The sequence below is a fragment of the Streptomyces sp. NPDC046881 genome, assembly GCF_040645015.1.
Lineage (GTDB): Bacteria > Actinomycetota > Actinomycetes > Streptomycetales > Streptomycetaceae > Streptomyces.
Genome location: NZ_JBEYXJ010000021.1, coordinates 67,819 through 83,676 on the forward strand (window position 1 = coordinate 67,819; position 15,858 = coordinate 83,676).

The following is a 15,858-nucleotide window of genomic DNA, read 5'->3' on the forward strand; positions in this document are numbered from 1 at the left end:
CACTCGTCTCCCAGCGTGAGGCCGGTTCCGGCCATCTCGGCCAACCAGGTCACGAGGTGGGCTGCGCCGCGTCGGCTGGGTACCCGAGCCGTGGGCCCCTGCCGGGCGCCGCTGGACGCGGCTGCCCGCGCACGGCCCGTACTGCCCGAAGAACAGCAGGAAGGCTGGACATGACCGCACTCGGATTCCTCTACCCGGGCCACTCCGCCGAGGACGACTATCCACGCATCGAGCAGCTCCTGGGCAGCGACATCCGGGTGGAGCTGTGCCACACCGACATCGGCGAGGACGCCCACCGGGTGGACGCGCTGCGCGAGGCGGGCTCCGCCGCCCGGCTCGCCGAGGGTGTGGAGGAGCTGCGGCTGGCCGGGGCCGAGACAGTGGTGTGGGCGTGCACCAGCGGCAGCTTCGTGCACGGCTGGGAGGGCGCCCAGGAACAGGTGCGGACCCTGGCCCGGCTGGCCGGGATGCCGGCCTCGTCGACGTCGTTCGCCTTCGTGCACGCGGCCCGGGAGATCGGCGTACGGCGGGTCGCCGTCGGTGCCACCTACCCGGACGAGGTCACCGGCCTGTTCGCGGACTTCCTGCGGGCCGGTGGCCTGGAGGTGACCGCGGTGCGCTCCTCGGGCATCGGCACCGCGGCGGAGGTCGGCACCTGGGGGGAGGAGGACGTGCTCACGCTGGCCCGCGCGGCCGACGCCGCCGACGCGCAGGCCGTGCTGCTGCCGGACACCGCCCTGCACACCGTCGCGCACCTCGGCCTGCTGGAGAAGGCCCTGTCCAAGCCGGTGCTCACCGCCAACCAGGTCACGGTGTGGGAGGCCCTGCGGCTCGCCGACCGCCGGGTGAACGCGCCGTCGCTGGGGAGCCTCTTCACCCGGGAGCCGCTGGTGCAGGTGTAGGCCCCGTTCCTCCTGGCCGTGGGTCCCCTTGCGTGGGCGCGGGACAATGGACGGTGGCCCGCCCGGAGGCGGTGCCGGTGAACCGTACGAGGAGGAGACAAGACATGGCGGAGCCCACGCCGCGTCGGAACGAACCGCGGCTACGCCCCGCGCCCCTGCTCTTCGAGCCCGCTGAGGCGGCCGGGGATCCGGAGCACTTCTTCGACCTGGAGTCGATCGAGGACCCGCGGGCGCTGCTGAGCCGGGCGACGGAGCTGACCCAGGCGTTCCGCGCGGCCGCCGACCGGGCGGTGGAGTTCCAGGCCATCGCGGCGGCCCAGCTCGCCGACCCCCGCCGGTTCGACCGGCTGACCCCGGCGGACATCGCCGAGCGGGCGGAGTGGACCGAGGACTACGCGAAGAAGATGGTCGAGTTCGGACGGGACCTGATGCGGGGCGAGCCGGAGGGGCGCACGCCCGCCGATCCGCTGTAACACCCGGACGGCATATGCCAGGCGGGCAAGATACTCCTCCTCGACCGCCCCTGTCCCGCTTTTCGGCAACCCAGAAGAACGACCCGCTCACCGCCTGTACATGTAGTACATGAGCAGCGCACCGAACGTCACCCGTGTCAGCTCCGACGGCGCCGCCTGGCTCGCCTCGGCAGGAACGTACGCGCGCAGCACCCTGGCCCTGTGGGAGGAGCGCCCGGGCGCCCCGGTCGTCCTGCCCTGCGGCACCGTCTTCGACGTGGTGAGCGCCCCGGCGGTCTTCGGGCGCCGCATGCTGGACCGGCTGTGGGACCAGGGCGCGGGCTCGGGCCCGGTCGCGGTGTTCCGGGGCCGGATGCTGCTGTTCGCCGCCCCGGGCACGGCCCAGCGGCTGCCCTCGCTGCTGGACTGGGAGGAGTGGGGGTCGCAGCGGGCCCAGGGGGTGCCCCCGCTGCTGTGCCACGGCGTCGGCGATGCGGTGACCGTACCGCCCCTGACCTGCGAGGACGCCTCCGGCTCCGCCCGCTGGCTGGTCCCCCCGGACGCTCGGCACCCCTGGCTGCCCGGCCCCGAGGTGCTGCTCTGGGCGGCCGTGCGCGCCGCCCGGGCGGCGGTACGGATTTCGATTTTTCCTCCTGCCGACCAGGATGCTAATGTCTACGACGTCAGCAGGCGCCGCTAGCTCAGTTGGTTAGAGCAGCTGACTCTTAATCAGCGGGTCCGGGGTTCGAGTCCCTGGCGGCGCACGCGAAGGAAACGGCGGGTCCGGTTCGAAAGAATCCGGCCCGCCGTTTTCGTATACACCTGCGGCCGCTCGCGGCGCCGGATCCTCAGCCCTCGACCCCCGGTGTGATCTTCACCGTCCACGCCCCCGAGGCCGTCCGGCCCTCCGCCTCCACCTTCACGCCCTCACCCGGCACGGTGAAGCTCTCCCCGAGGAAGACCGGCGCGTCGGCGAGCGGCGGGTAGACCGAGTTCTCCCAGCAGGCGTCGGTGCGCGGGTGGGCGTCCACGACCTGGACCGGTCCGTCGCCGGACTCGGCACCGCCGTGCACCCGGTAGACCAGGATCCCCTGCCGGCAGGACACCCGGTCGTTGCCGGCCGCACCGCGCGCCTCGACGGCCAGGGCGGTGTCCGGGCCGGTGCGCACCACCGCCAGCTTCACGCCGTCACCGAGGCCGAAGGCGGGGGTGCCGCCCGCGCCCGGCACCGTGACGCCCGGCCCGGCCGCGAGGGGCTCCAGGGTGAGCCGGGTCGGGGTGGTGCCGCGCACGCACGCCACCTGGCGCGGTCCCAGCCAGCCCAGCCGCCACTTGTGCCAGCCGAACAGATCCGGCGCCAGTCCGAACTGGCTGCCCATCAGGTCCCAGTCGCCCACGTAGGTGTCCCAGTCGCCCTTGCCGTCCACCGGACGGTGGTACAGGTCGGGCAGGTCGAAGACATGGCCGGTCTCGTGGGCGAGAACCAGCCGGTCCGGCGGATGGTGCTCGAACACCGTGACGACCCGGTGGATGTCGGTGCCGTCCACGTGCAGGGGGGTTTCGAGGTTCACCACCTTCGTGGCGTCCGAGTCGACGCCGGGCGCGTCCGGATCGGCGACCAGGTACACGACCGGATAGCGCGAGAAGTCGACCTCCTTGTCGGCCGCGGCGAACGCGTCCCGCAGGTAGGCGGCCCGGTCCTCGGCGTTCCAGTCCCGCCGCATGGCGTACGACGTCGACGGGCGCGGCATGCGCAGCCAGTGCCGCAACGGGTGCGGGCGCAGGGTGAACCTGCCGTAGGACGCCTGTTCGTAGAAGCGGCTGGTGGCCGGGAAGTGGTCGGCGGTCAGCTGGGCGGGGGTGGTGCGCGGGGTGGCGTCCGGGAAGGAGAGGAAGACCATCACGGCGTCGAGTGCGCCGGTCGGGCGGGTGTACGCGGGGTTCCAGCCGTCCACGCCCTCGGAGTGGTGGGCCTCGGTGCGGTGCAGCGCGCAGGGGGCCGTCGAGAACGGCTCGGCGGCCGACGGACCGGTGAGGATCGAGGTCGCGGCGAGCGCCGACATCGTGGTGAACACGGCGGCGGTGCTGCGCAGCTTGGGCACGGACATGACCTCCGGATGCGGTTCGCGGGACCCGCACCCAGATTGCTGGCATTTACCGCAGTTTGCCCTGTTTGCCTGCACCAGAAGGGTGAGTGCGCCCCCGAAATACACCGGCGCGCCCCGGCGCCCGACACCCCGAAACACTCACGGAACGTCACAACTGGTCGGGGGCCTGTAGAACCCGTCCAGGTGCGGGCAGAAACGATCTGTCAGAACCTGTGGTCGGTCCGGGACACTGGACAGTGGCTGGAAGGGCCGGGGGCCAGCCTCTATGATCGGCACACTTTCCGGCACGGACAGGCACGGACACAGATCGAGTGCACTGCGGGAGCGAGCGGTGAGCGGAACGTCCGAAGGGCCGACGCCCGCGGCAGACCTCGACCGGTCGGCCGTCACAGACAGTCACCACACCACCTACCACCGTGTCTTCGCGACCGCGCCGCTCGCCATGGCGGTCGTGGCCCCCGAGGGCTACGTCATCAGCGCCAACGCCGCCCTCGGCGAGCTGCTCGGCACCGACCCGGACACCCTCCGCGGGCGGGTCGCCGCCGACCTGGTGGACCTGGCCTCCGACGCCCGCAGCTGGCACGCCTACCGCGAGGTGCTGCGCGGCCGGCAGGCCCGCCTGCGCTGCACCCGCCGCCTCAAACGCCCCGAGGGGCACTCGGTGTGGGTGCAGGTCACCGTCGTCCCGCTGACCGGCGGCGAGCCCGGCGTCCTGATGTCGGTCGCCGACATCAGCTCGCGCCGCGAACTCCAGGCCCAGCTAAGACACTTGCAGATGCACGACCCGGTGACCCGGCTGCCCAACCGCACGCTGTTCTTCGAGCGCCTGACCGCCGCGCTGGAGGCGGAGTCGTACGAACAGAGCGGTACCGGCCGGATCGGCCTGTGCTACCTGGACCTCGACGGCTTCAAGGCCGTCAACGACACCCTCGGCCACCGCGTCGGGGACCGCCTCCTGGCGGCCGTGGCCGAACGCCTGACCCGGGTCGCCGACGAGGCCGGGTACGCCCGCGCGGCAACTCCCCTGGTGGCCCGGCTCGGTGGCGACGAGTTCGCGCTGCTGGTGGAGGACTCCACCGGCACCGAACAGCTCGCCGACCTCGCCGAGTCCGCGCTGAAGGCGCTGGAGGAACCCTTCGAACTGGCCGGTCAGCGGCTGTCGTTGACCGCGTCCATCGGCGTCGTCGAGCGGCACGCGGCCGGTACGACGGCAACGGGCCTGATGCAGGCGGCCGATACGACGCTGTACTGGGCGAAGGCCGACGGCAAGGGCCGCTGGACCCTGTTCGACCCCGAGCGCAACGCACACCGGATGACCCGTCAGGCGCTGTCCTCCACGCTCCGTCCCGCCATCGAACGCGGTGAATTCGTGCTCGACTACCAGCCGTTGGTGGCCATGGAGGACGGCCGGCTCAACGGCGTGGAGGCGCTGATCCGCTGGCATCACCCGCAGTTCGGCACCTTGACGCCGAATCGGTTCATCGGATTGGCGGAGGAGGACGGCTCGATCGTGCAGCTCGGCCGCTGGGCGCTCGCCACCGCCTGCCGCCAGGCCCGCCGCTGGCAGCTGGACCGCCCCGGCGAACCGCCCATCTTCGTCAGCGTGAACGTCGCCGTACGGCAGGTGTGGGACTCGGACCTGGTGGCCGACGTGGCGGAGGTCCTCGCCGAGACCGGACTCGCCCCGCACCTGCTCCAGCTGGAACTGACCGAGTCGGCGGTGATGGGCTCGGCGGGCCGCCCGCTCCAGGCGCTGCAGGCCCTGAGCGACATGGGCGTGCGCATCGCCATCGACGACTTCGGCACCGGCTACTCGAACCTCGCCTACCTGAGCCGGCTGCCGGTGTCCACGCTGAAACTGGACGGCTCCTTCGTACGCGGCTTCCAGTACGAGGGCGACAAGAAGGCGGTCGCCCCCAACCCGGCCGACGAGGTCATCGTGGAGGCGATGATCCAGCTCGCCCACCGGCTCGGCCTGACGGTCACCGCGGAGTGCGTGGAGACCTCGGCGCAGGCCACCCGGCTGCGCCGGATCGGCTGCGACACCGGCCAGGGCTGGCTGTACTCCCGCCCGGTGTCGCCGGATCGTATCTCCGAGCTGCTGGGGGAGCAGGCCTACGTGGTCGGCAACCCGTAGGCGTCCGCGATCAACTCGTACGAGCGCAGGCGCAGTTCACCGCGGTGCGCGTGCGAGGTGAGCATCAGCTCGTCGGCGCCGGTGCGCTTGTGCAGGTCGTCCAGGCCGGCGCGGACCTCGTCGGCGGTGCCGTGCACGATGTTGGCCGTCCAGGAGGCGACGAACTCCTCCTCCATCGGGCTGAACTCGTAGCTCTCGACGTCCTTGGGGTCCGGGAACAGGCCCGGGCGGCCGGTGCGCAGCCGGAGCATGTTCAGGGCCACCGCGCGGGTCTGCCGACGGGCCTCCCGCTCGTCGTCCGTGGCGATCGCCGAGACGCCGATGAGGGCGTACGGCTCGGACAGCACGGCGGAGGGCCGGAAGGTCTGCCGGTACAGGTCCAGGGCCGGGATGGTGTTCTGCGCGGAGAAGTGGTGCGCGAAGGCGAACGGCAGGCCCAGCATGCCGGCCAGCCGGGCGCTGAAGCCGGAGGAGCCGAGCAGCCAGATCGGCGGGCGGTGCGGGGACTGGACGCCGCCGGGGGTGGTTCCCTGCACGGGGCCGGGGATCGCGTGGATACGGCCGTAGGGGTGGCCGTCCGGGAAGCTGTCGTCCAGGAACCGGGTCAGCTCCGCGAGCTGCTGCGGGAAGTCGTCGGCGCCCTCGTTGAGGGTGTCGCTGCGGCGCAGGGCGGCGGCGGTGGCCCCGTCCGTGCCCGGCGCCCGGCCCAGGCCCAGGTCGATCCGCCCCGGCGCCATGGCCTCCAGCGTGCCGAACTGCTCCGCGATCACCAGCGGGGCGTGGTTGGGCAGCATGACGCCGCCCGAGCCGAGCCGGATGCGGTCGGTGTGGGCGGCGAGGTGGGCGAGGATCACGGCGGGCGAGGAGGAGGCCACGCCGGGCATGGAGTGGTGCTCGGCGACCCAGTACCGGTGGAACCCGCGGGACTCCGCGAGCCGGGCGAGCGCGACGCTGGTGCGCAGGGCGTCGGTCGCGGTACTGCCCGCGCCCACCGTCACCAGGTCCAGCACGGAGAGCGGCGCGGGGGCGGTGCCGTGGCTCTTTCCCCGGATCTCGTCTGCCTCGTCTGCCACCACGGTGTGAGCCTCCTGCTTCGGTCCTGAGCTGTCCCGGTGCTAACAGGAGAGACTCTCCGCTTATTCCGGCCGCGGTGCCGGACGGATGCCGGGGTGGTGGTCAGGGGCGCCAGCTGATGCGGTGTTCCGCGAGGTGGGAGAGGACCGCGTGGTTGGCCTCCCAGCCGTCCGGGAACTTCACCAGGGTGCCGAGCTGGACCGGTTCCGTGGAGGGGTAGTCGTCCAGGAGGTCGGTCACGCCGGCGCGGCAGATCACGATGCAGGCGTGGCGGTGGCGGGAGGCCAGGACGCACAGGCGGCCGGTCTCCAGGTGGAACGCGGTGGCGTCGGGGCGGCCGGAGAGCGGGTGCAGGACGACCGTGACGTCGTACTCCCGGCCCTGCAGGCGGTTCGCGGTGTCGACGGTCACGTCCGGCACGCCGAGGTCGGCCAGGGCCGCGCGGACCGCCGCCGCCTGGTCGCGGTGGGCGGTGCCGACGGCGATCCGGTCCGCGGTGAGCGGTGCCGGCTCCGGCGCGCGCTCCGAGACCGCCGCGCCGCCCCGGTCCAGCAGGCGCCGGACGACCGTCGCGACCGCCCGGACCGCCTCCGGGTCCGTGCGCGGGGTGTGCCGGGCGGGCAGCTCCAGCAGGCCCCAGCCGGACTCCGCGGCCTCGTCGATCACCCGGTCCGGGCCGGAGCCGTCCGAGGGGACCGCGAAGGTCAGCCGGCGGTCGCCGTGGGACGTGCCGCTGCGGAAGGGGGTGTACGGGTAGAAGGCCCTCGACACCAGGGGAGCCGCCGAGGCCGGCAGGCGCCAGGAGACCGGCAGGCGGTGCTGGGGCAGGTCCGGGTTGTGGGCCAGGAGGGTGGTGACGGCGGACGCCGAGGGGTCGTACGACAGCCCCGCCCACTGCTCGCTGCCGACGATGGAGAAGGGGTCGAGCTGCCCGGGGTCGCCCACGAACAGCGCCCGCTCGAACAGGCCGGCCACGGCGAGCAGGGAGTCCGAGCGCATCTGGTACGCCTCGTCCACGATCGCATGCCGCCACGGCTCGTCCACCTTCACGTGCGCCCACTTCGCGGCGGTGGACAGCACCACCGGCAGACCGGTCAGCTCGGCCGCCTTCGCCGACGTACGCACCTGCGGCAGGGCGTCCAGCGCCTTGTCGTACGCGTCGGTGTCGCTGCTGTGCAGCCGGCCCACGGGCAGGTCCGGGTTCTTCTCGGCGAGCCGCAGGACCAGGTCGTCCACCTGGGCGTTGGTCTGCGCCACCACCATCAGCGGGCGGCCCGCACCGGCGAGTTCGAGGGCCGCGCGGACCACCAGGGTCGACTTGCCGGCGCCCGGCGGCGAGTCCACCACCACGCCCCGCCGGCCGCCGTGCAGCGTGTCGTCCAGGATCGCGTCGGTGGCGCGGGCGGCCTCGGCCCCGGGGTCGAAGTCGACGGTCGTCACAGCACGTCCTCCTCGGTCACGGGATCGGGGGCCTCCGGCGCCGGTTCGCCCGGCGGGCCGCCGTGCGTCCAGGGCGTCTCCTCGGGATCGGGCAGCTTCGCACCGCCGCGCTGCTCGTGCTCGAAGAGCGTGAAGCAGACCCGGTCGCCCTTCTCCGGCACCGACCCGGGTTCCGGCTCCTTGCCGCGGCCCATCCGGTCCAGGATCCGCAGCACGAGGACGCCCTCGGCCTCCTCGCCCACGAACTCCGCCGACTGCGGCCGGCCGCCCAGCGAGCGGTACACCCGCGCCCGCTCCGCGAGATGCGGCCGGTCCTCCGTGCGGACCGTCACCAGCGGGCGCGGGCTCGGCCGCCTGCCCTCGCTGTACGCCATCACGACGTCGGTCACCTCGCCCGCGAACGCCTCCCCGGCCAGCCGCCGCCCCGCCATCACCAGCGGATCGTCCAGCGCCTCCTGCGCCTCCAGCCGGGCCTGCTCCCGCTCGCGCGTGGCCAGCTTGTTCGCCGCCGTCACCGCGTCGTCCCGGCGCGGCTGCGGCGGCTCGCCGGCCAGCACCCGGTCCCGGTGCGCGGTGAACGACCAGCGGTCCCGGGTCCAGCGTCCCTCCACGTGCGCGCCGGCCGGCAGCGTCCGCAGCAGGTCCAGGCCCCGCCACACCGCGTCCCAGGTGGGCCGGGTGCGGCTCTCGACCAGCTCGCGGATCTCCCGCTCGGCCCGGGTGAGCGCGGCCAGCCGGCCGTCGGCCTCCAGCGGGTCCTCGGCGGCGGCCAAGGCGGTGCGCGCGCGGTCGTAGCGCTCGATCGCCGGGGCCAGCAGCTTGTTGTCGAACGCCGGATCGGTGGCGGGGCCGGCCGGCGGGCACAGCAACTGCCCGTCGGCGTCCCGGGCGAGCTCGGCCCGGCGGGCGGCCTCGGCGCCGGTCAGGCCCTCCGGGGGGTCGATCCAGGCGAGCAGCGCGCCCAGGTGCTGGTCCTCCAGGCCGGACTGGCCGGTCGCCCAGTGCCGGGAGAGCACGTCGGTCAGGGCCAGCAGCAGCGAGGAGCCGGGGACCCGGGCCCGCTCGCCGTAGTGGGTCAGCCAGCGGCCGAGCAGCGGCACCCGGGGCGGCGCCGGGTAGGGCGCGTCCGGGTCCTGCTCGGCGGTGCGCCGGAACCGCATCGAGCGGCCCAGCAGCCGGACGAGGTCCAGACCCGTGCGGCTCGGCACGATCAGCTGGGGCGCGTCGGCGCACAGCTCGGCCGCCACCTTGACCCGCTTGCCGGTCTCCGGGTCGGTCTCGGTGCGCTCGGCCGCCTCCACCGACTGCGCGTACGCGTCGATGTACGGCAGGACGATGTCGGCCAGCTCGGCCAGGAACGTGAAGCGCAGATCGCGGTCGCGGGGCTGCGGTACGACCAGCAGGCGGGGCGCGTCCCGGTCGGTGCCGACCAGCGCGCCGAGCGGGGCGCCGGTCTCACCGGCGGTGGTGAGCGGCACGAACACCAGCGGACGGTCGGACAGATGCCGGTGCCGGACGGTCGCCGCGGGCTGCGCCCGGCCGCTGCCGACGGCCTCCAGCCGGGCGAGGGTGGTGATCAGGGACACGCGGACACCTCCGCGGCCGCCGCCAGTGCCTCCGCGCGCAGGGCCGCGGCCCGGCGCAGGGCGGCCACCGCCGGGTCGTCCGGGTCGCCGCTCTCGCCGCGGGCGGCGGCCAGCACCTCCTCGACCGTGGCCAGGCCGCCCAGTTCGGCCCGCAGGGGCCGGCCGAGACGGGTGACCGCGCCGGCCGCGCGGGCCCGGTCCCGGCAGTGGAAGGCCAGTTCGCAGGCGGACAGGCACTCGGGCGCGTAGGTCGCCGGCACCGCCTCCACGGCCGCCGTCAGCTCCTCGGCGGGCCGGTCGGGCGCGAAGCAGGTGCCCTCGGGCAGCGCGCCGGCGAGTTCCTCGATCCGGGTGAGCCGGGCCAGCTGGCGGGCGGTGACGGCGCGTTGCCTGCGGATGTCGACGGCGGAGGCGGCGGGCAGGTTCGAGAAGTCCTTCGGGCACACCAGCAGCACCCGGTGCCGCACGCGCGGGGCGGGGTCCAGCCGCGCCGCGACCTCCTCCAGGGCGAGCACGTACACCGCGGCCTGCCGGGCCGCCGCGCCCACCTTCGCCGGGTCCGCGGAACCGTCCACCATCGGGAAGGACTTGATCTCCACCACCGACCAGCTGCCGTCCGGGTGCACCACCACCGCGTCCGGCTCCAGGAAGGCGGGCGAACCCGCCACGTCCAGGGCGAGCATCGGATGGTCCAGCAGCGTCCAGCCGCCGGCCTGCGCGGCCTCGCGCAGCGCCAGTGCGGTACGGGCCGTACGCCCCTCGGGGCCGTGCGCGCTCAGGTCGGGTACGGCCGCCCCGGCGGGCGGTTCGGCGCCCGGGTCGAGCCGGCTGTGCACCAGCCGCAGCAGCTCCGCGCCGCCGTCCGCCTTGACCCGCGCCTCGAACGCGTTGCCCCGGGTCAGCGCGAACTGCGACTGCCCGAAGCCCGACGGCGCGCCCAGCGCGGTCGCCAGCCGGGCCTTGTCCACCCCGGCGCCGTCCAGGACCGCCCGCCGGGCGCACCCCGGGTTCGCCGCGAGGGCGGCGAGGGCACGGGCGTCCAGGGCCTTGGCCGGTACGTCGGGACCGCGCAGCTCAGCGAGCCGGTGCCGGAGTCCCTTCGCCCGCGTCGCTGGGGGAGGCGTCCGGTCCGGCCGCGGGGTCGAGCCGCGACTCGCGCTGCCGTGGAATTCGCTCACCCGCCGAAGTCTGGCATCCGGCACTGACAATCGGGGAACCCGTGCCCTCCGGAGCCGGAGCCGGAGCCGGAGCCGGAGCCGGAGCCGGTGCCGGAGCGGTGCCGCGGGACAGCCGGACGCGGACGAGGTCCACGCCCCGCATCACGCGCGGCGCCAGCAGGAGGCCGACGCCCATCACCGCGACGCCCGCGGCCGCGTCCAGGAAGTAGTGGTTGGCGGTGCCCATGACCACGATCGCGGTGAGCAGCGGGTAGAGGACACCGAAGACCTTCGCCAGGCGGGTGCCGCCGTACCGCCACAGCATGACCCCGCACCACAGCGCCCAGCCCACGTGCAGACTCGGCATCGCCGCGTACTGGTTGGTCATGCCGCCCATGCCGCGCGGGGCGCTGGCCTCGCCGCCCCACCAGCCGTAGGAGCTGTACTGGGCCATCGTGTCCACGAAGCCGTGGCCGGCGGAGAGCAGGCGGGGCGGGCAGGTCGGCAGCAGGGTGAAGCCGATCAGGCCGATGAACGTGGACGTCATCAGCCAGGTGCGGGCCGCCCGGTAGTGCTCGGTGCGGGCCCGGAACAGCCAGACGAGCACGACCGGCGTGACCAGGTAGTGCAGCGAGGCGTACCAGAAGTCGGCGGGCACCCCGAGCCAGGCCTCGCGCGTGAACAGCCGGTTGAGCGGGTGCTCGGCGTCGAGGTGCAGGGCCTTCTCGATGCGCAGGATCGCCACGCCGTGGTCGACGGCGCTGCCGACGTCACCGCGCGCGAGGAGCCGGCCGGCCGAGTAGCAGCCGTAGACCAGCAGGATCAGGGGCAGCTCGGTCCACCAGCGCAGCCGGGTTCGCGGGACCACCTCGGTGCCCGGTGTCTCGGTCTGCGGCATCCGATCGCCCTCCCCCTTCTGCTGTACGGCGCCCCGGCGGGCGACCGTGCCACTTTACGGTGTCGCCACTCGGCCCATGAGGGGAGCTCCGGACACCTTCGGTGGGTTTCCAGTCCACGAAGACGCCGGGAGCGCCCGGCGGGTTGCCAGGAATCGGGGTGCGCGATGATGGAAGGACCGCATCCACTTGTTCCGGGTCCTCTTCCCGGATCCGTTCGCTCACCGGAGAGGTCTCGCATGGCACCGCGCATCCTGCTGGCCCGGCACGGACAGACGGCCTGGTCGCTGTCCGGCAAGCACACCGGCAGGACCGACGTGCCGTTGCTGGAGGAGGGGCGGCGCGGGGCCAAGCTGCTCGGCGAGCGGCTGCACCGGCCGCCGCTGGACGGGCTGGCGGACGCCGAGGTGCGCACCAGTCCGCTGTCCCGCGCGCGGGAGACCTGCGAACTGGCCGGCTTCGGCGACCGCGCCACGACGTGGGACGCGCTCGTGGAGTGGGACTACGGCGCGTACGAGGGCATGACCCCGGCCGAGATCCAGGCAGTCCGGCCCGGCTGGCTGATCTGGCGGGACGGGGTCCCGGAGGGTGAGACCCTCGCCGAGGTCACCGCGCGCGCGGACGAGGTCGTCGCCTGGGCCCGCTCGGCCGACCGCGACGTCCTGGTCTTCGCCCACGGGCACATCCTGCGGTCGATCGGCGCGCGGTGGCTGGGGCTGGGGCTGGACTTCGCCGCGCGCATCCGGCTGAACCCGACCTCGCTGTCCGTCCTCGGCTGGGCCTACGGGGAACCGGCGATCGAGAGCTGGAACGACCTGGGGCACCTTGCGGGCTGACGGGACGCCCCTACACCCGCCGGGGCAGCGAGGCGTGGCGGTCCAGGAACTCCGACACCCCCGACGCCCGCCGGTGCGGCAACAGCACCCGCGCGGTCCCGGCGAGCATCGTCTGGATGCGGGAGGACTGGACCTGGTCCAGCAACGACAGCACCCGCAGCCCCGCCTCCGCCGCCTCGTCGGGACGGCCCTCGCGGGCGAGGTCGTCGGCCAGCTCCGCGGTGTAGAGCGCGATGTTGCGGGTGAAGTGCGGGTCCTGCAGGTGCGCCGCCCGCCGCGCGTGCCGGGACGCCCGCCCCCAGTCGCCCAGCGTGGACCAGCACTGCGCCTCCAGTCCCTCCAGCTCGGCCTCTCCGTAGAAACTCATCCACTCGGGGTCGGCGTCCGAGCGGCCCCGCTCGAAGAGGGCGTGCGCGCGGGCCAGCGCCTGCGCGCAGCCGGTGCGGTCGGCCAGCCCCGCCCAGCCGCCCGCCTCGCGCAGCGCGAGCAGGGACATCAGCCGGTCGGAACCGAGCGGCCGGGCGGCGCGCTGCGCGGCCTGCGCGGCCCGGACCGCCTCCCGGGGGCGCCCGGCGTCCCGGGCCAGGAACGCGGTGTTGCAGAAGGCGTGCGCCTCCAGGGCCGGGTCTCCGGTCATGCGGGCGGTGGCCAGCGCCTCCGCGTAGTGCGAGCGGGCATCGTCGAAGCGCCCGGAGTCGTGGGCCAGCCAGCCCACCGAGATGGCGAGTTCACCGGCGCCCGCGTGCAACCGGTCGGCGGTGGTCTGCCGGGTCGCGCCGGCGTCGAGCAGCGCGTAGGCGGCGCGCAGCGGAGCGGCCGCGCGCCGGTAGAGGCCGTCCGCGCCGTGCCGGTCGTCGAGCAGCCGGATCCGGCGGACGGCCTCCTCCAGTGCGGCCACCTCAGGGGTTCCGGCCCGCCGCAGCGGCCGTTCGGCCGCCGCGGCGCCGGTGGCGAGCCCCAGCGGGGCCAGTGTGGCGGCGGCCACCGTGGCGCCTCCGCCGGTCATGAATGCGCGACGCAGCACGTCGCTCTCCTCGTGGTTCAGGGGGACTTCCGCACAGGGCTCGTGCGGTTCGTACCGGTCGTGCGGATCGTGCGTGTCCTGCGTGTCGTAGGGGTCATACGGCTCCCCGGCCGCGCGTGACTCACCGGGCCCCGCGTCCGCGGGGTGCGGCTGCGGCGCCTCCACGGCCGTCCGCGCCGCGCGCCCGCGGACGGCCGAGCGGGGGGCGAAGCCGAGGTCGGTGAGGGTGCGGCCGGGGAACATGTGCAGGAACACCCGTTCGTACGCGTAGTTGGGGCAGCGGATCTCGCCGGCCTCGACCCGGCCGATGTAGCGCGCGTCACAGCTCACCCGCTCACCGATCTCCCGTGCCGCCCGCCGCACCAGCGCCGCGAACTCGGCCGGTGAGCGCCGGCCGCGCAGCTGCCGGAAGGCGAGGTTCGGCCGGGCTGGCCGTTCGGGCTGTGACGAGGTCACGGTTGACGACGCCATGGCCGGGTCCTCTCGTGCGAACCGTCGAACCATGCCGGACCGGGATGATTTCGGGACGAGTTGCCCGTGTGACGCCTCGGTTCCGGCGGGCATGAACGTACCTGCTGTGAAGGACCCGCCACGCGGTGTTTGGCTACAAACCGGATATCTCATCCACGATCTGCCATGAAGTGCCATCCTTTGCGGCGCACTTGTGCCGTAGCCGTTGACGCGCTCGCGCGTTGGACCCCACGGACCGCAACAGGGCTGTGTGGTGGAGGCCGGCATGGAGACCAGCCAGAGCAACGAACCTTGTACGTCGTCGCCGGCGTCGTCGTGCACGGCGGGTGACACGGCATGCGACCTCGTGACGGTGCCGACCCGGCAGGGGCTGGAGGCGGTCGACATCCTGCGGCGGGGAGCCGCGGACGCGGTGGGCCCCGTGCTGCACGACGACGGCTGCGGCACCCTCGGCTTCCTGGTGCCGGCCGGTACGGCCGCCGGCTGGGACCTGCCCGGCAGCACCTGCACCGAGACGGACGGCCGCGGGCTGCGGCTGGCCCCCGAGCCGCCGGTGGCGGGATCCGGCTGGCTGCTGCCGCCCGGCGAGGCCGACCTCGCCACCGACCCGGTGGTGCTGCGCCGGGCCCTGGGCGAGGCGGCCCGTCTGCTCGAGGCCGCCGACAACTGCCGCTGACGCCCGCCCGCGGCCGCTCCCGCTCGCGGCAGCTGCGAAAATGGCCCCATGGGCAGGTCCAGGAACACGCGGCGCAGGCCGGCCGCCGTCGCCGTCGAGGAACCGGTCGACGGCGGGATCGCGCGGCTCGTGCCCGACCCGGACCGCGGCCGGGCCTGGACGCTGCTGATCGACGGAGCGCCCCAGTCGCACGTCGACCTCGACGACCCGGCCCACCTCTCCTTCGAATACCAGCGCCGTCTCGGCCATGTCATCGACCTCGTCGCCCCGCCCGGCAGGCCCGTGCACGCCGTGCACCTCGGCGGCGGCGCGTTCACCCTCGCGCGGTACGTCGCCGCGACCCGGCCCCGCTCCACCCAGCAGGTCGTGGAGCGGGACGCGCGCCTGGTCGACCTGGTCCGCCGCGAGCTGCCGCTGGACGCCAACGCGCGGATCCGGGTGCGCGCCGTCGACGCGCGCGCGGGCCTGGCCAAGGTGCCGGACGGCTGGGCCGACCTGGTCGTCGCGGACGTGTTCAGCGGCGCCCGCACCCCCGCCCACCTCACCTCCACCGAGTTCCTGGACGAGGTCCGCCGCGCCCTGAAGCCCTCCGGCGTCTACGCGGCCAACCTCGCCGACGGTCCGCCGCTCGCGCACCTGCGCGGGCAGATCGCCACCGCCGCGGCCCGGTTCGGGGAACTCGCGCTGATCGCCGACGCGGCCGTGCTGCGCGGCAAGCGCTTCGGCAACGCGATCCTGGTCGCCGCCGACACCCCGCTGCCGCTCGCCGACCTCACCCGCCGCGCCGCCTCCGACCCGCACCCCGGCCGGGTCGAACACGGCAGGCAGCTCACCGACTTCACCGGTGGCGCGCCGCCCGTGACGGACGAGACCGCGGTGGCCTCCCCGGCCCCGCCGCCCTCGGTGTTCCGCTAGGGTCCCGCGGCTGCTGCTGATCTGGTGACCCGTCACGTCGCGCGCACCGAGCCGGTCCAGAACTCCGCCGGCCAGCCGATCGGCTGGAAGGGGGACATCCGCCAGCGGGTCAACGGCGCCGCGGCCAGCGGCACCGTCTACGTCGTCTGCGCCCAATGACCCCGGCGGGCGCGTGGTCGTAGCG

Annotated in this window: 15 protein-coding genes, 1 tRNA gene and 1 pseudogene; 10 read left to right on the forward strand and 7 right to left on the reverse strand. The window is 74.4% G+C overall.

The features are described 5' to 3' along the window. Positions 1–24: 24 nt before the first annotated feature. The 5 genes and pseudogenes from ABZ923_RS13555 to ABZ923_RS13575 form a co-directional block, all read left to right on the forward strand. Positions 25–174: pseudogene (locus tag ABZ923_RS13555) on the forward strand (decarboxylase); the annotation flags it as partial. Further along, a complete protein-coding gene (locus ABZ923_RS13560) occupies positions 171–902 on the forward strand; it encodes a decarboxylase (RefSeq protein ID WP_361470534.1) in 732 nt (243 codons plus the stop codon). The pseudogene ABZ923_RS13555 and the gene ABZ923_RS13560, both read left to right, overlap by 4 nt. 104 nt (positions 903–1,006) lie before the next feature. Continuing rightward, positions 1,007–1,375, forward strand: a complete 369-nt coding sequence (locus tag ABZ923_RS13565) for a hypothetical protein (RefSeq protein WP_361470536.1) — start codon at positions 1,007–1,009, stop codon at positions 1,373–1,375. 109 nt (positions 1,376–1,484) lie between these two features. After that, positions 1,485–2,054, forward strand: a complete 570-nt coding sequence (locus ABZ923_RS13570) for a bifunctional DNA primase/polymerase (RefSeq protein ID WP_361470537.1) — start codon at positions 1,485–1,487, stop codon at positions 2,052–2,054. Continuing rightward, positions 2,045–2,118 (forward strand) — tRNA-Lys (locus tag ABZ923_RS13575). Before ABZ923_RS13570 ends, ABZ923_RS13575 begins: the two co-directional genes overlap by 10 nt. 84 nt (positions 2,119–2,202) lie before the next feature. On the opposite strand, the gene ABZ923_RS13580 is transcribed toward ABZ923_RS13575, so the two are convergent. Further along, positions 2,203–3,462, reverse strand: a complete 1,260-nt coding sequence (locus tag ABZ923_RS13580; RefSeq protein ID WP_361470539.1) for a M6 family metalloprotease domain-containing protein — start codon at positions 3,460–3,462, stop codon at positions 2,203–2,205. A 331-nt stretch (positions 3,463–3,793) separates the two neighbouring features. On the opposite strand from ABZ923_RS13580, the gene ABZ923_RS13585 reads away from it, so the two are divergent. Continuing rightward, positions 3,794–5,599: a bifunctional diguanylate cyclase/phosphodiesterase gene (locus ABZ923_RS13585; RefSeq protein WP_361470541.1), complete on the forward strand. Its 1,806-nt coding sequence runs from the start codon at positions 3,794–3,796 to the stop codon at positions 5,597–5,599. Here ABZ923_RS13585 and ABZ923_RS13590 read toward each other — a convergent pair. The 5 genes from ABZ923_RS13590 to ABZ923_RS13610 all read right to left on the reverse strand — a co-directional run bounded on the left by ABZ923_RS13590 (position 5,578) and on the right by ABZ923_RS13610 (position 11,754). Further along, entirely contained in the window at positions 5,578–6,675 is a 1,098-nt protein-coding gene (locus tag ABZ923_RS13590) for an LLM class flavin-dependent oxidoreductase (RefSeq protein WP_361470543.1), read from the reverse strand. The two genes, ABZ923_RS13585 and ABZ923_RS13590, sit on opposite strands and share 22 nt — an antisense overlap. Positions 6,676–6,775: 100 nt before the next feature. Beyond that, on the reverse strand, positions 6,776–8,113 hold the full coding sequence (locus ABZ923_RS13595; RefSeq protein WP_361470544.1) for an AAA domain-containing protein: 1,338 nt from the start codon (positions 8,111–8,113) through the stop codon (positions 6,776–6,778). After that, positions 8,110–9,699: a hypothetical protein gene (locus ABZ923_RS13600; protein WP_361470546.1), complete on the reverse strand. Its 1,590-nt coding sequence runs from the start codon at positions 9,697–9,699 to the stop codon at positions 8,110–8,112. Before ABZ923_RS13600 ends, ABZ923_RS13595 begins: the two co-directional genes overlap by 4 nt. Next, complete coding sequence (locus ABZ923_RS13605) at positions 9,690–10,772, reverse strand: hypothetical protein (protein ID WP_361470580.1); 1,083 nt, start codon at positions 10,770–10,772, stop codon at positions 9,690–9,692. Before ABZ923_RS13605 ends, ABZ923_RS13600 begins: the two co-directional genes overlap by 10 nt. Before the next feature lies 1 nt (position 10,773). Beyond that, on the reverse strand, positions 10,774–11,754 hold the full coding sequence (locus tag ABZ923_RS13610; RefSeq protein WP_361470548.1) for a phosphatase PAP2 family protein: 981 nt from the start codon (positions 11,752–11,754) through the stop codon (positions 10,774–10,776). Between the two features lie 237 nt (positions 11,755–11,991). On the opposite strand from ABZ923_RS13610, the gene ABZ923_RS13615 reads away from it, so the two are divergent. Continuing rightward, complete coding sequence (locus ABZ923_RS13615) at positions 11,992–12,588, forward strand: histidine phosphatase family protein (RefSeq protein ID WP_361470550.1); 597 nt, start codon at positions 11,992–11,994, stop codon at positions 12,586–12,588. A gap of 10 nt (positions 12,589–12,598) precedes the next feature. On the opposite strand, the gene ABZ923_RS13620 is transcribed toward ABZ923_RS13615, so the two are convergent. Next, complete coding sequence (locus ABZ923_RS13620) at positions 12,599–14,083, reverse strand: hypothetical protein (RefSeq protein ID WP_361470552.1); 1,485 nt, start codon at positions 14,081–14,083, stop codon at positions 12,599–12,601. A 265-nt stretch (positions 14,084–14,348) separates the two neighbouring features. Between ABZ923_RS13620 and ABZ923_RS13625 the strand changes: the two genes are divergently transcribed. The 3 genes from ABZ923_RS13625 to ABZ923_RS13635 are packed head-to-tail and all read left to right on the forward strand — an operon-like array spanning position 14,349 to position 15,833. Then, entirely contained in the window at positions 14,349–14,759 is a 411-nt protein-coding gene (locus tag ABZ923_RS13625; protein WP_361470553.1) for a hypothetical protein, read from the forward strand. Between the two features lie 48 nt (positions 14,760–14,807). Then, positions 14,808–15,674, forward strand: a complete 867-nt coding sequence (locus ABZ923_RS13630) for a fused MFS/spermidine synthase (RefSeq protein WP_361470555.1) — start codon at positions 14,808–14,810, stop codon at positions 15,672–15,674. A 24-nt stretch (positions 15,675–15,698) separates the two neighbouring features. Then, positions 15,699–15,833, forward strand: a complete 135-nt coding sequence (locus ABZ923_RS13635) for a hypothetical protein (protein ID WP_361470557.1) — start codon at positions 15,699–15,701, stop codon at positions 15,831–15,833. The last annotated feature ends 25 nt before the right edge of the window (positions 15,834–15,858 follow it).

Excerpts from the sequence above, each read along its gene's own strand:
- ABZ923_RS13560 (WP_361470534.1), top strand. The coding sequence starts at position 171 with ATGACCGCACTCGGATTCCTCTACCCGGGCCACTCCGCCGAGGACGAC.
- ABZ923_RS13565 (WP_361470536.1), top strand. The coding sequence starts at position 1,007 with ATGGCGGAGCCCACGCCGCGTCGGAACGAACCGCGGCTACGCCCCGCG.
- ABZ923_RS13570 (WP_361470537.1), top strand. The coding sequence starts at position 1,485 with ATGAGCAGCGCACCGAACGTCACCCGTGTCAGCTCCGACGGCGCCGCC.
- ABZ923_RS13580 (WP_361470539.1), bottom strand. The coding sequence starts at position 3,462 with ATGTCCGTGCCCAAGCTGCGCAGCACCGCCGCCGTGTTCACCACGATG.
- ABZ923_RS13610 (WP_361470548.1), bottom strand. The coding sequence starts at position 11,754 with ATGCCGCAGACCGAGACACCGGGCACCGAGGTGGTCCCGCGAACCCGG.
- ABZ923_RS13615 (WP_361470550.1), top strand. The coding sequence starts at position 11,992 with ATGGCACCGCGCATCCTGCTGGCCCGGCACGGACAGACGGCCTGGTCG.
- ABZ923_RS13620 (WP_361470552.1), bottom strand. The coding sequence starts at position 14,083 with ATGGCGTCGTCAACCGTGACCTCGTCACAGCCCGAACGGCCAGCCCGG.
- ABZ923_RS13625 (WP_361470553.1), top strand. The coding sequence starts at position 14,349 with ATGGAGACCAGCCAGAGCAACGAACCTTGTACGTCGTCGCCGGCGTCG.
- ABZ923_RS13630 (WP_361470555.1), top strand. The coding sequence starts at position 14,808 with ATGGGCAGGTCCAGGAACACGCGGCGCAGGCCGGCCGCCGTCGCCGTC.